The organism is Mycobacterium sp. (genome assembly GCF_050701675.1).
Classification (GTDB): Bacteria; Actinomycetota; Actinomycetes; order Mycobacteriales; family Mycobacteriaceae; genus Mycobacterium.
The window spans coordinates 1-13,154 of record NZ_JBOGDD010000750.1; the positions used below are offsets into that span (position 1 = coordinate 1).

Annotated in this window: 14 protein-coding genes; 12 read left to right on the forward strand and 2 right to left on the reverse strand. The window is 68.1% G+C overall.

Annotated elements, in window-relative coordinates; all coding sequences use genetic code 11:
* Both ACRDUX_RS22985 and ACRDUX_RS22990 read right to left on the reverse strand, forming a co-directional pair.
* A partial coding sequence (locus ACRDUX_RS22985; RefSeq protein ID WP_526416837.1) for a helix-turn-helix transcriptional regulator occupies positions 1-408 on the reverse strand: 408 nt, incomplete at its 3' end.
* Between the two features lie 8 nt (positions 409-416).
* Positions 417-1,310: a fructose bisphosphate aldolase gene (locus tag ACRDUX_RS22990; RefSeq protein ID WP_526416839.1), complete on the reverse strand. Its 894-nt coding sequence runs from the start codon at positions 1,308-1,310 to the stop codon at positions 417-419.
* Between the two features lie 67 nt (positions 1,311-1,377).
* On the opposite strand from ACRDUX_RS22990, the gene ACRDUX_RS22995 reads away from it, so the two are divergent.
* The 12 genes from ACRDUX_RS22995 to ACRDUX_RS23050 all read left to right on the forward strand — a co-directional run bounded on the left by ACRDUX_RS22995 (position 1,378) and on the right by ACRDUX_RS23050 (position 13,046).
* Positions 1,378-1,998 (forward strand): FMN-binding negative transcriptional regulator, encoded by a 621-nt coding sequence (locus ACRDUX_RS22995; protein ID WP_526416841.1) that lies wholly within the window; start codon positions 1,378-1,380, stop codon positions 1,996-1,998.
* A 115-nt stretch (positions 1,999-2,113) separates the two neighbouring features.
* Positions 2,114-3,292, forward strand: a complete 1,179-nt coding sequence (locus ACRDUX_RS23000; RefSeq protein WP_526416843.1) for an SIS domain-containing protein — start codon at positions 2,114-2,116, stop codon at positions 3,290-3,292.
* Entirely contained in the window at positions 3,285-4,175 is an 891-nt protein-coding gene (locus ACRDUX_RS23005; RefSeq protein ID WP_526416845.1) for a carbohydrate kinase family protein, read from the forward strand. Before ACRDUX_RS23000 ends, ACRDUX_RS23005 begins: the two co-directional genes overlap by 8 nt.
* Positions 4,172-4,891 carry an aspartate/glutamate racemase family protein gene (locus tag ACRDUX_RS23010; RefSeq protein WP_526416847.1) on the forward strand — a complete coding sequence of 240 codons (720 nt, stop codon included), beginning with the start codon at positions 4,172-4,174 and terminating at the stop codon, positions 4,889-4,891. The genes ACRDUX_RS23005 and ACRDUX_RS23010 overlap by 4 nt, the downstream gene beginning before the upstream one ends.
* Positions 4,888-6,411: an amidohydrolase family protein gene (locus ACRDUX_RS23015; protein ID WP_526416849.1), complete on the forward strand. Its 1,524-nt coding sequence runs from the start codon at positions 4,888-4,890 to the stop codon at positions 6,409-6,411. Before ACRDUX_RS23010 ends, ACRDUX_RS23015 begins: the two co-directional genes overlap by 4 nt.
* Positions 6,408-7,091, forward strand: coding sequence for a polysaccharide deacetylase family protein (locus ACRDUX_RS23020; RefSeq protein ID WP_526416851.1), 684 nt, complete (start codon positions 6,408-6,410; stop codon positions 7,089-7,091). The genes ACRDUX_RS23015 and ACRDUX_RS23020 overlap by 4 nt, the downstream gene beginning before the upstream one ends.
* Positions 7,092-7,124: 33 nt before the next feature.
* Positions 7,125-7,313, forward strand: coding sequence for a hypothetical protein (locus ACRDUX_RS23025; RefSeq protein ID WP_526416853.1), 189 nt, complete (start codon positions 7,125-7,127; stop codon positions 7,311-7,313).
* A complete protein-coding gene (locus tag ACRDUX_RS23030; RefSeq protein ID WP_526416854.1) occupies positions 7,310-8,911 on the forward strand; it encodes an ATP-binding cassette domain-containing protein in 1,602 nt (533 codons plus the stop codon). The genes ACRDUX_RS23025 and ACRDUX_RS23030 overlap by 4 nt, the downstream gene beginning before the upstream one ends.
* A complete protein-coding gene (locus ACRDUX_RS23035) occupies positions 8,908-9,771 on the forward strand; it encodes an ABC transporter permease (RefSeq protein ID WP_526416856.1) in 864 nt (287 codons plus the stop codon). The genes ACRDUX_RS23030 and ACRDUX_RS23035 overlap by 4 nt, the downstream gene beginning before the upstream one ends.
* A 2-nt stretch (positions 9,772-9,773) precedes the next feature.
* Positions 9,774-10,766, forward strand: coding sequence for an ABC transporter permease (locus ACRDUX_RS23040; RefSeq protein ID WP_526416858.1), 993 nt, complete (start codon positions 9,774-9,776; stop codon positions 10,764-10,766).
* A gap of 23 nt (positions 10,767-10,789) precedes the next feature.
* Positions 10,790-12,385 (forward strand): ABC transporter substrate-binding protein, encoded by a 1,596-nt coding sequence (locus ACRDUX_RS23045; RefSeq protein WP_526416860.1) that lies wholly within the window; start codon positions 10,790-10,792, stop codon positions 12,383-12,385.
* A 4-nt stretch (positions 12,386-12,389) separates the two neighbouring features.
* Positions 12,390-13,046: a GntR family transcriptional regulator gene (locus ACRDUX_RS23050; protein ID WP_526416862.1), complete on the forward strand. Its 657-nt coding sequence runs from the start codon at positions 12,390-12,392 to the stop codon at positions 13,044-13,046.
* The last annotated feature ends 108 nt before the right edge of the window (positions 13,047-13,154 follow it).

A 13,154-nucleotide genomic window follows, 5' to 3' on the forward strand; every position in this document is an offset into this window, starting at 1 on the left:
GACCGGTCTGGTCACCTGCTTCTCCATGCACGACGGCAATCCGGCCTTGGCGCCGGCCGTCTGGTCGCGATAGACGCTCGGCGGCCTGCCGACCAGCTCGGTGAAGCGGGTGCTGAAGGTGCCAAGCGACGAGCAGCCGACCGCGAAGCACACCTCGGTGACGCTGAGGTCGCCACGGCGCAGCAGCGCCATCGCCCGCTCGATGCGCCGAGTCATCAGGTAGGAGTACGGCGGTTCGCCGTACGCGATCTTGAATTGACGACTGAGGTGGCCGGCCGACACGTTCACGCCGCGAGCGAGCGCCTCGACGTCCAGCGGCTGCGCGTACTCCCGGTCGATGCGGTCGCGGACGCGACGCAGACGCGCCAGATCATCGAGGTGTTGCGCCGCCGCAGCTCCGCTTGTCACGCGCAGGCCTAACCCGCGACGGAGGCGTCGTAGATCGATTGGATGGCCGCGCCGAGGGTTTCGTCGAACTGCTCGTCGGACTGCTGAGCGGACAGCCCCTCGGTGAGCGCGCGGCTGAAGCTCGCGATCAGACCGGTGTTGTGCGCGAGGAGCGCGTCGGCCTCATCTCGCGAATATCCACCCGACAGGGCCACCACCCGCATCACCCTGGGATGCTCGATGAGCGCTCGATAGTGGTTCGCGACCGTCGGCAACGAGATCTTCAACATGACCCGCTGCCCGTCGGGGATGCCGTCGAGGTGCTTGCCGATCTGGTCCAGCAGGATGTCCTCCGCCTGCGCCTTGTCGGCGATCGTGACCGTCACCTCTGGCTCGAGGATCGGGATCAAACCGTGGATGAGCACCTGGTGCGCAACGTCGAATTGCTGTTCGACGATCGCGGCGATGCCCACGGCGTCGGCGGCCCCGATCACCGAGCGTTCCTTGGTGCCGAAGATGCCGTTGCGGACCGCCCGGGCCAACAGGTCGTCGAGGCCCGGTAGCGGCTTCATCAGCTGCACCCCGTCGGTGGCGTCGGCCAAGCCCTTGTCGATCTTGAGGAAGGGCACGACGCCCTTGTCCTCCCAGAGGTAGCTCGCCGAGGGCTTTCCGCCGATCTCGCGATCCATGGTCTCCTCGAACAGGATGGCACCGAGGATCCGGTCTCCGCCGAAGACCGGGGACGTGACGATCCGGGTGCGCATCTCGTGGATCAGATCGAACATCTCGGCATCGCCTGCGTAGGAACCGTCCTCGATGCCGTAGAGGCGCAAGGCCTTGGGCGTCGACCCACCGCTCTGGTCGAGGGCCGCGATGAAGCCCTTGCCCAAGGTCATCCGGTCAGCCTGCGTGTGATCAGCCATCGCCGCGAGCATATTCCGTTCCGTTGCCTCGGCACATCAGCTCGGGGAGAAGAGGACAATTCCTCCCATGTACGTCCCAACCCACTTCGCTCCGGACGACGAGGCAGTGCACGAGCTGCTGTCACACCACGGTGCGGCCGACCTCGTCACCGCAGGCCCCGACGGCTTGGAGGCGACGATGCTGCCGTTCATCTACGACCGCGAGCGCGGCATCCTGCAGGGCCACTTCGCCCGCAACAACGACCACTGGCGCCGCGTCGACGGGCAGGAAGCACTGGTGATCGTCCGCGGGCCGGATGCCTACGTCACGCCGGAGTGGTACGCCTCCAAGGCCGAGCACGGCCGGGTCGTGCCCACCTGGAACTACGTCGTCGCTCACGTGCACGGCACGGTGACGATTCACGATGATCCGGCCTGGGTGGGCGACCTCGTCCGGCGGCTGACCGACCATCACGAGGCGGGGCGCCCGGCGCCGTGGTCAATCGACGACGCACCCGAGCGGTTCATCGAGGGACAGTTGCGCGCGATCGTCGGTCTCGAGGTGGCGATTCGCGGCATCGACGCCAAGTTCAAACTGAGTCAGAACCGACCGGAGGCCGATATCGACGGAGTGGTCGCCGGACTGCGCTCGGTCGGTGACCAGCGTGCCGCAGCGGCCGTGCAGGCCCATCGGCCCGCCCCGCGGTGACGTAACGAGAGTGCCACGAATCGTCACACCCCAGAAACATAAACGGTATACCGTTTGGTCATTGCCAGGCTGACAACGCTTCGCGCCACGACCGACGGATGGGGTGCCTTGACAGATGAGCGTTCCCGCGAGTCCGCTTCTCGATCCGGACACCAGCCCCCTCGATGTCCGCCAGCGCGCGGTCGTGCAGCGCGTGTCCGACGCCGAGCGTGCCCACATCCTCGCGTTGCCGAGCAACGACCCGCTTGATCAGAAACTACGGCTGCGGGTCCAAGCGACCGGGCCGGAGTTGTTCGGCCAGCCGGCGGCGATACGTTCCACATTGGGCGTCAACGCAACGGTTCTCGACGCCATCGCCGACCGACTCGTCGCAAATGTCCATCGGGTGGTGCTCGTCGGTTGTGGCGATTCGCTCGCCGTCATGGTCGCCGCCCGTCACGTGCTTCAGAGCATGCTCGCGGTGCCGTGCGAAGCCGTGCAGAGCCTGGAGTTCGCGTACTACCAGGCCGATCTGATCGACGCGGGAACGGCCGTCATCGCGCTGTCCAGCTCGGGGGAGACCACGCGCACGGTTGAAGCGCTCCTGACGGCCCAAAATCGTGGATCGTATACCGTTGCTATCACCAACACGGCCGGCTCGACCCTGCAGACCGAGGCGAACACCTCGTTGAAGATCGAGGCGACCCGGGTCGGGTGGCCGACCCAGTCGTCCACCGCGGCACTGGCGTTGCTGCTCGAACTCGCGATTCGCGTCGGAGAGCGGCGCGTCCCCACCGAAGCGGCCGTACTGCGCGCGAATTTCGACGTGCTTCCCGACACGATGGCCGCGGTGCTGGACCGGATCGACCCGGTGCTCGCCGCCATCGCGGAATTCGAGGTCGCGGCAGGCGTGCAGAACGTTCTGTTCTCCGGCGCCGGCCCGAATCTCGCCTCCGCGATCGTTGGCGCGGCGAAGGTCAAGGAGTGCACCACCCTGCACGCGGCCGACATCCAGGTCGAGGAGTACCACCACTACAACTCGCAGAAGGCTGGGGAGCCGCTGTTCCTGTTCGCTCCGTCGGGCCCGTCGGTGTCGCGCGCCGTCGACACCGGCCGGGACGCGCTGCGCTGGGGCGGTCGCCTCTACGTCGTCACCACCGAGGGAGAGCGCGCCTTCGACGACTCGGCGGGCCGGGTCATCACGCTGCCGCCGGTACCCGAGCCGCTTTCGCCCCTGCTCTACCTGCTTCCCGCTCAGCTGGTCGGCTACCACCTGGGACTGAGCAGCTACGCCGCGGCGGCCGCCGATGAGTGACGCACCGAACCTGGTCTGCATCGGCAACCTCACCATCGACGACGCCGTTTCCCCAACGGGGGAGCGCGTCGAATCCGTTGGAGGGGACGCGCTGTTCGCCGCGCTCGCTGCCCGACTGGCCGGCGGGAACCCCACGATCCTCGCACCGCTCGGCACCGATGCGACCCCCGCCCTGCTGGCTGCCGTCCGATCAGCGGGCACCGACCCCGAGTCGCTACCACGGCGCGAACTTCCCATGGTGCGCAACGTCGTTCGTTACGACGACGCAGGCGGCCGGGTGTGGGATCTCGTGCTCGGCGAGGAACACTTCGACACGCTCTCGGTGCAGCCGACGGACGTGACCGACGCCGTCCTCGGCGCTCCCGGCGTGCTGCTGTCCGCAATGGCCCGCGACGCCCAGCTCCGCTTGGCGCCGTGGCTTCGCGCCCACACCGCAGCGACCATCTACTTCGATCCGCAGGAGGACTACATCGCAGGCAATCAGGCCGCGCTGCTGGACGCGGTGCGGGCCTGCGACGTGTTCCTCCCCAGCGAGGTCGAAGCCGCTGCGCTTGCCGGCGGTTCGGAGCCGGCTGTGGCGGCCGCAGCCTTCCTTCGGCTCGGGCCCCGCGTCGTGGTGATCAAGCGGGCGGCGGCCGGCTGCGTGGTGGCGACCAGGGAGCAGCCCGAACCCGTGGTGATACCGACCGACCCCGTCGACCCGGTGGACAGCACGGGGGCGGGCGATGCGTTCTGCGGGGCCTTCGCGACCGAGCACCTGCGCAGCGGGGACGTCCACGCCGCGGTCGGCGCCGGTGCGGCCGCCGCGCGCATCGCAGTCGGCACCCCAGGCGTCAGCGGCCTGCTGGCCGCCGTCGCCGCGGCCGGTGGAGTCCGCCGATGACGCGCATCACCGTGATCAACCCGAACACCTCAGCCGAACTGACGGATGCGATCACCGTGGCGGCGCAAGCGGTTTCGGGTAAGGGCGTGACCATCACGGGGGTCCACCCGTCGGTCGGCGTGCCCAGTGTCGAAAGTCATGCCGAGGAGGCGATCGCCGCGGTTGGGGTGCTCGAGCAGGTCCGCGCGCACCAGGGCGACACCGACGCGTTCGTCGTCGCCTGCTTCGGCGACACCGGGGTGGCTGCGGCGCGCGAGGTCGCGACGTGTCCGGTCGTCGGGATGACGGAGGCCGCACTGCAGACCGCGTGCCTGGTGGCGCATCGGTTCGTCGTCGTCACGCTGCCCCCGCGCACGGTGGCCCACAGCGATCGCGTCGTGCGCGAACTCGGGCTCGGGCACCGCTGCACCGTGATCCCGGTCGACGTGCCCGTCGCGGAGTTGGTCGGCGGCTCGACCCACCTTCTCGAGGCGTTCGCCCAAGCTGCCCGCGAGGCGATCTCGGCAGACCGGGCCGAGGCCGTCGTGCTCGGCTGCGCAGGCCTCGCCGACCTCGTCGACCCGCTGTCGCGCGAACTGGGTGTGCCCGTCATCGACGGGGTAGCCGCCGCCGTCGGCATCGCGGCCGGCCTGGTGGCGATGGGCCTGAACACGTCACGGGCCAACACGTTCGAGGCCGTGCCGGGTCTGCAGGCATATCGGTTGGAGCGGTCATGACCGTCCTGTTCCGGCAGGTGTTCGTCTACGACCCCGCCGCCGCCGACGGGATGGTTGGCCCCGTCGACGTTCTGGTCTCCGGCGACCGGATCGACGCGATCGGCGTCGACCTTCCCATCCCGCCAGGGGCTCGCACCGTCGAGGGAAGTGGTCGAAAGCTGTTGTTGCCGGGTCTGATCAACGCCCACTTCCACTCGCCGGCCAACCATCTGAAGGGCTCGGTGCGCAGTCTGCCGCTGGAGCTCTTCATGCTCTTCGAGTCGCCCGCCGACCCGGCCCTGACGCCGAGCCCACGGGAGGCCTACCTGCGGACCATGCTCGGCGCCGTCGAGATGCTGCAGCGAGGCATCACCTGCGTGCAGGACGATGCGTTCCTGATGCCCTTTCCCACTCCGGACGTCATCGACGCAGTGGCTTCGGCATACCGCGACAGCGGGATCCGGGCGTTCCTCGCGCTGGACCAACCCGAGCTGACCGAGGCCGAGAAGCTGCCCTTCCTCGGCGATCTCGGCGCCACCACCCGCGACGCCTTCGACGCGCCTGCACCTGCGCCCGCCGCGCAACTGCTCGAGGCATACGACTACCTGATCGGCACGTGGCACGGCGCAGCGGACGACCGGATCCGGGCGGCGGTATCGATCTCGGCGCCCCAACGCGTCAGCCTTGACTACTTCGCCGCGCTGGACGACATCGCCGAGCGCAACGGGCTCCCGCTGTACGCGCACATGTTGGAGACCAAGGTGCAACGCACCCTGATGACCGAACAATCGCGCTTCGCCGGGCGATCCCTGGTGCAATACACCGCTGCCGCAGGTCTTCTCAAACCTCACACCAACGTCATTCACGCGGTCTGGGTGGACGACGCAGACCTCGACGCGATCGCAGCGGCCGGTTCGACGGTGGTGCACAATCCGGTCAGCAACCTGCGACTCGGCAGCGGAGTGCTGCGATGGCGGGCCATGCTGAACCGTGGCATCCCGGTTGCCCTCGGCACCGACGAGGCGATCTGTGACGATTCGATCAACGTGTGGACCGTCGCGAAGACCGCCGGTCTTATCCACAACGTCTCCGGGCTCGACAGTGACGACTGGCCAACGGCCGCCGAAGTTCTCGACGCGTTGTGGCGTGGCGGTGCCCGCGCGACGCGACGGACGGGCGACCTCGGGGCGGTTGCGCCGGGAATGCTCGCCGACCTGGCCCTGGTGGACCTTCACACCATCGCGTTCACCCCACTCAACGATCTGCGGGAGCAACTGGTGCACTGCGAGGACGGCAGGGGTGTGGTGCTGACGATGGTCGCCGGCAAGGTGGTCGCCGAGAACGGTCACGTCACCAGTGTGGACGAGAGTGCGCTGCTCGACGAAGCCCGAGAGTTGTTCGCCGCCAAGCTGCCCGCGATCCGGGCCGCTCGCGGCGACGCCGAGCAGCAGTTCGGCGCCTACCAGCACATCGTCCGTAGGGCGGCCGCCACCGACGTCGGCTTCACCCGCTGGCTGACCGACGGTTTGGGGACCCGGTGACGAGCCCGGCCGACTATCGGTACTCACCCCTACCGGCCCGCCCGAGCGGTAGCTGGCCGAACGGGCGCCGGCTCGCGCTCGTCGTCTGCGTCGGCGTCGAGTCCTATCGATTCGGCGACGGCCACACCGAAGACGTGCTGGCCGACGTGCCCGCACCCGACCTGGTGAACACCGCCTGGCGGGACTACGGCAACCGGGTCGGCGCCTTCCGGCTCTTCGAGATGCTTGGCCGCCTTGGTATTCCGCCCACGGTCCTGCTCAACACCGACGTCTACGACGACGCGCCTGCCGTCTTGGCGGCCGCTCGCGACGTTGGCGCCGAGATCGTCGGGCACGGCCGCTCCAACTCCGATTCGCTGTCCGGGATGACGCTCGACGTCGAGCGCGCCTATCTCACCGAGGTCGCGCAGCGCATCGAGACGGCGGAGGGCGCACCCCCCGGCGGGTGGTCGAGCCCCTGGCTCAGCCACACCCCGGCCACCCTTGGCCTGTTGGCCGCCACGGGTTACCGGTATCTGCTCGACCTGCGCCTCGACGATCAACCGGTCTGGCTGAGCACGGAATCTGGCCCCTTGCTGACGATCCCGTACAACGCCGAGCTCAACGACTCCTCGACGATGATCGGTCGGAGCACGTTGGCCAGGGACTTCGCCGACATGATCACCGACGAGTTCGACTAACTCAGCGTCGCAGCGACTCGGTACCCACTGGTGATGAGCGTCGTGCTGCACTCGTTCATCAGCGGTGTGCCGTTCCGGCTGCGTGCGGTCGGCCGAGCGCTCGAGAGGATCGCCGCCACCGACGGCATCTGGCTGACGACGCCAAGGGAGATACACCGCGCCGTCCTCGCTTCACCCGAGCTCTTCCCACTCAGGGACGCGGCCCTTGAGGTGGCGCCGTGAGCAGCCCCGTCGCATCGATCGACGACTTCTCACTGTCGTTGGTGCGCAACGGCATCCGCAGCCAGGTCCTCAAGCACGTCGACCTGCGGATCGAATCGGGCGAGATCCTCGGTCTGGTCGGCGAATCCGGCTCCGGCAAGAGCGTGCTCGCCCTGAGCCTGCTCGGGTTGCTCCCGCACGACTCGCACCCTGTCACCGAGGGCCAGGTCACCGTCAGTGGGGTCGACCTGCTTCGCGCCAAGCCCGCCGACCTGCGCCGGGTGCGCCGCGAGGTGCTCGGCGCGATATTCCAGGATCCGATGACGTCGCTGAACCCGACGATGCGGATCGGCAGACAGATCGGCGAGGTGACCAACGACGACGCCGAGTCCGTCCGACTGCTGGAGACAGTAGGGGTACGCGACGCCGAACTGCGCCTGCGGGTCCTTCCCCACGAGCTCTCCGGTGGCCTGCGCCAGCGGGTGATGACGGCGATCGCCGTCGCCGGCCGGGGCGAGCGATGCGACGGGAAGCCAACGCCGCCTGGGCTGATCGTGGCCGACGTGCCGACCACCGCGCTCGACGTCACCGTCCAGGCGCAACTGCTGGATCTGCTGCGCGAGCTACGCGACGACTTCGGCTGCTCGGTCCTGCTGATCACCCACGACCTCGGCGTCGCCGACCAGATCGCGGACCGCCTTGCGGTGCTGCATCACGGCGAACTGGTCGAACTCGGCCGGGCCGCGGACGTGGTGCGCCATCCCCAGCACGAATACACCCGCTCGTTGCTCGAGTCCCGGCTGACTCTGACCATGCGCCGTGACGAACGGTTCGACGAGGCGGCGGCCGACCCAGCCGAGCCCGCCGTGCGGGTCCGGGACCTGCACCGCACGTTCACGGCCCGTCGGGCGCGCGGTCGGTTCACGCGTGCCACGCAGACGATCGCGGCCGTCGCCGGCGTCGACCTGGACATCGCGGCGGGTGAGTCGTTGGCGATCGTCGGGGAGAGCGGCTCGGGCAAGTCGACCCTGCTGAGAATCGTTGCCGGACTGGAGAAGCCGACGTCCGGCTCGGTCACGCTCTCGGGGAGCGGTGGCCCGCAGATGGTGTTCCAGGACGCGGGCTCGTCGCTCACCCCGTGGCTGAGCGTTGGCGAGACGCTGGGTGAGCCATTGCGTGGACTCAAGCTGTCGCGTGAGGAAGTCCGTGACCGAGTGACCGAGGCCCTGGCCGCCGTCGATCTGTCGCAGGAGATCGCCAAGGCCCGTCCTGGCGAGCTGTCCGGCGGACAGCGTCAACGCGTCGGCATCGCCCGCGCGACGATGATCCCGCCCTCGGTGCTGCTGTGCGACGAACCCACCAGCGCCCTGGACGCGTCACTGGCCAAGAGCGTGCTGGCCCTCATTCGCGACCTGCGCGCACGGCTGGGGATGACGGTGCTCTTCGTCACCCACGACCTGGCCGTCGCCCGGCTGATGGGTGACCGCATCGCCGTCATGCAGGCCGGCCGCGTCGTGGAGTTGGGGCCCGCCGAGCAGGTGATCGCCGAGCCGCGTGAGGCGTACACCCGCACCCTGCTCGCCGCGGTGCCCGAGATCGCCGAGGGGGCTGCGTCGTGACCGCGACCTTCGTGCCGAGGGGCCGGCTTCGGCCGGTGTCGATCGGGGGAGCCCGGCTGGGCAGGCCGATGGCGTGGGCGCTGGTCGGGCTGCTGGTGCTGGTGACCCTCGTCGCCGTCTTCGCCAAGGTGCTCGCCCCGTACGACCCGATCCAGCCGGTCGGCAAACTGAACCTGCCGCCATTGAGTCCGGGGCATCTGCTCGGTACCGATGGCATCGGGCGAGACCTGTTGTCCCGCACGTTGATCGGCATACAGGTGAGCTGGCTCAGCGCACTCGTCGTGGTGGCCAGCGGGCTGCTCATCGGCGGCACCGTCGGGTTGATCGCCGGCGCGACCGGAGGCTGGGTGGACTCCCTGGTGCTGATGCGCGTCACCGACCTCTTCCTGGCGCTGCCCGGAGCGCTCGTCGCCATCGCCATCGTCGCCGCTCTGGGATCAGGCCTGCTGAACACGCTGATCGGGGTGGCGCTCGTGTGGTGGCCCTACTACGCACGCATCCTGCGCGGCGAGGTCAAGGCGCTCGCCGCCCGACCGCACATCGAGGCCGCCAAGCTGGCCAAGGTCAGTCGCACTCGAATCCTGACGCGCCACCTGCTGCCAGGGGTGGTGCCAACGGCGATCGTCACGGCCAGCCTGGACGTCGGCAACGTCGTGCTTTTGCTTGCCGCGCTGTCATTCCTCGGGCTCGGTCAGCGGGCACCCGCACCCGAGCTCGGCGCCGACACCGCCCGCACGCTGAGCCAGCTGCTCAGCCAATGGTGGGTACCCGGCGTCCCCGGCCTGACGGTGCTGCTGCTCAGTCTGATTGCGAACCTCGGCGGCGACGCCATCCGCAACCTCATCCCGGTGCGGAGGTAGCGGTGTCCGCCTTCCTGATTCGTCGACTCTCGACCGCCGTGCTGATCCTGCTGATCCTGTCGTTCGTGATCTTCCTGCTGCAGTCCGTTGCTCCAGGAGACCCGGCGCGCGCGTACGTCGGGGCCAACGCCTCGCCCGCGATGGTCGCCGCCGAACGCCAACGGCTCGGCCTGAACGACCCCGTCTTCACTCAGTTCGTCCACTTCGTCGGCGGACTCTTCGCCGGAGATCTCGGTCGGTCGCTGCGCACCAGGCAAGCGGTCACCGCCGACATCGCCACCTACCTGCCCGCCACCGTCGAACTCGTCGTCGCGGCGTTCCTCGTCGCGCTGGTGCTGGGAGCGTCGTACGCGATGTCCGGTGCACTCCGGTGGCCGGGCGCCTCGATCGGCCGCGGCGTTCTGCTGCTGCTGGCCGCGGCGCCGCCGTTCCTCCTGGCGCTGGTCGGCATCATCGTCTTCTTCGGCCAGCTCGGCTGGTTGCCCGCAAGGGGGATCGGGGACTTCCAGGACCCGGGTCCGACAGGCATGCAGGTGGTCGACACCCTGGTGCACGGGCAGGCCGATGCGTTCGTCGACGCCGTGCGGCACCTGGTGCTGCCTGCGCTCGTCCTGTCCATCGCGCCCGCGGTGGCGATCGGCAGGGTCTTCCGATCGTCGCTACAGGGCGTCCTGCACGTCGACTTCGTGCGAACGGCCCGCTCCAAGGGCCTGACCGAACTGCAGGTGGTCACCCACCACGTCGTCCGCAACGCGATCGGCCCTGCGTTGTCGATGTCGGGGCTGCAGCTCGGCTTCATGTTCGCCGGCGTCGTCGTCGTCGAGCAGGTCTTCTCCTGGCCCGGCATCGGCAATTACCTCGCCGCGTCCATCCCGGTCTCCGACTTCCCGGCGATCGCCGGGGTCACGTTGGTGCTGGGGGCGATCTACGTCGTGTCGAACGTCGTCGTCGACCTCCTGCAGGCGCTCGCCGACCCAAGAATAGCCGCCGAATGATCACTGAGGCAGGGAGTTTCGCCATGACAACCAGAAGACTTCTCACCGGCGTCGTCACGGTCGGCGCCGCACTCGTCCTGACCGTGGCCGGCTGTAGCTCGGGCACCCCAAACTCATCGGGGGGAGGCGGGGCCGCTGCGCCGACCGACGGCACCCTGACAGTCGGTCTGCTTGGTGACATCGGCCAGCCGCCCGACCCCGACATCTACTACGCCAACAACGGCACCGCGATCATGATCAACGCGTACGAAGGTCTGGTCCAGTACGAGAACAACACCGACACCGTCAAGATCGCGCCCCGGCTGGCCGAGACGTGGGAGGTCAACCCCACCCACGACGTCTACACCTTCCACCTGCGCAAGGGCGTCACCTTCCACGACGGGACGCCGTTCACCTCTGCGGCCGTCGACGTCGCGTTCAAGCGCCGCATCGCGGTCAAGGGCGGCGCGGCCTATATGGTCGAGGCCGTGAAAAGCATTGCCACACCGGATGACCACACCGCGGTGATCACGCTGAACGAGCCCAACACGGCCTTCCTCAGTTACCTCGCCTCACCGTTCGGTCCCAAGATGGAGTCGCCAAAGGGCCTGGCGGCCAACGCCGGTTCCGACGACGCCCAGACGTACCTGTCCTCACACGACCTGGGCACCGGGCCGTACCAGCTCACCACCGCGCAGACGGGGGTCAAGTACGAACTGACCCAGTACGACGGGTACTGGGGGCCGAAGTCACCCTTCAAGAAGGTCGAATTACCGGTCTACACCGACGAATCGGCGCTCGAGTTGGCATTCGACAACGGCACCGTGGACACGATCGTCGCTTCGCTGCCGTCCTCTAGCCTGGACAAGTACGCAGGCAAGGCCGACGTCTCGAATTACTTCCTGCCGACCCTGCAGGGCGCGTTGGTGACGGTGAACCCGAGCCACGAGTTCTTCAAGACCGCCGACGCGAGGGTCGCATTCCTCAAGTCGATCGACCAGTCCGCCTTGGTGAGTCAGGTGCTTGGCAAGCGTTCGGAGGTGGCGACCACCATGTACGCGAAGGGGATGATCCCCGGTGGAGCCGACAAGCAAGCCATCTCCTTCGACGGGGGTGCGCTGAAGTCCTACGTCGGATCGCTGCCCGGGGGCGCCAACAAGACGCTCGTGATCGGCTACGCCAACGGCAACGTCAACGCGCAGTCGATGGCCAACATCGTGGTCGCGAACCTCCAGACCGATGGTCTCACCGCCTCGGCGCAGGGCTATGACACCTCGACCGTGTTCGGCTGGATCAACGACCCGCCCAGCGGCCCCGACGCGTTCATCGACGGCAACAACGGACCCGACGGCGGCGACCCGTACATGTGGGGACACGTCTTCTGGGACGCCTCAGGCGGCATCAACTACTTCGGCTGCGAGTCGAAGGAGGTGAACGGGTTGCTGGACCAGGCGCTCGGCACTGGCGACACCGCGACCTACGTCAAGGCAGGCGACCTGTACGGACAGACCGGGTGCTTCCTGAATCTGTCCTACAACAAGGATTGGGTCGTGGCCCAGAAGTGGTTGACCGGAGTACCGGAGAGCCAGAACATCGGCGCCAACGAGCTGAACTTCTCGTTGCTCGGCATCTCCGGGTAGCGACGTGGTCGAATCCTCCACTCAATCGCTGTCCCAACACATCTACTCCACCGTGCGGGAGCGGATCATCCTCGGCCAGTACCCGCAGGGAAGCCGCCTTCCCGAGCAGCGCATCGGGGAGGAGTTGGACGTCTCGCGGGTGCCGCTGCGCGAGGCGGTGCCACTGCTGGAGCGGGACGGCTTCGTGAACTCGCGTCCGCGCCGGGGCGCGGTCGTCGCGCAGTGGGACGCCAAGGCCATCGACGACCTGTTCGACGTGCGCCTCTCCCTGGAAGTGGGGGCGGCTCGCTATGCGGCGCGGCAGGTTTCGCTCGGTGGACCCATGGATTCGTTGAACCACGCGTTGGAGGAGGCGCAGCGCACCGTGGAAGGTGGTGACGCGTATGCGATCGCCAGGACCAGTACGGCGTTTCACGAAGCCGTGATCGAGACCTCGTCGAACGAGTTGATGGTCAGGCTGATGCAGACCATCTCGGGCCGGATCACTTGGCTGTTCTATCTCACCAGCGGCCTACCGGCGGACGAGGCGTTCCACGATCACGTGCTGTTGCGCGATGCGATCGCGTCGGGAAACGAGCGGGTCGCAGAATCGGTGGCCTATGCCCACATCGAGCGGGACCGGCAGCCGACGTTCGACGCCATGCGGGGCAGGCTCGGGTAGTAGCATGTGTCTCCGACGTTTTCGGTGGTTGGCGGCGTGGTTGTCCACAGTCGCTGGTTCATCCACAGACCGAGGTTTGGTGGGTGCAATCTGTCGGAGGCAGTAAAT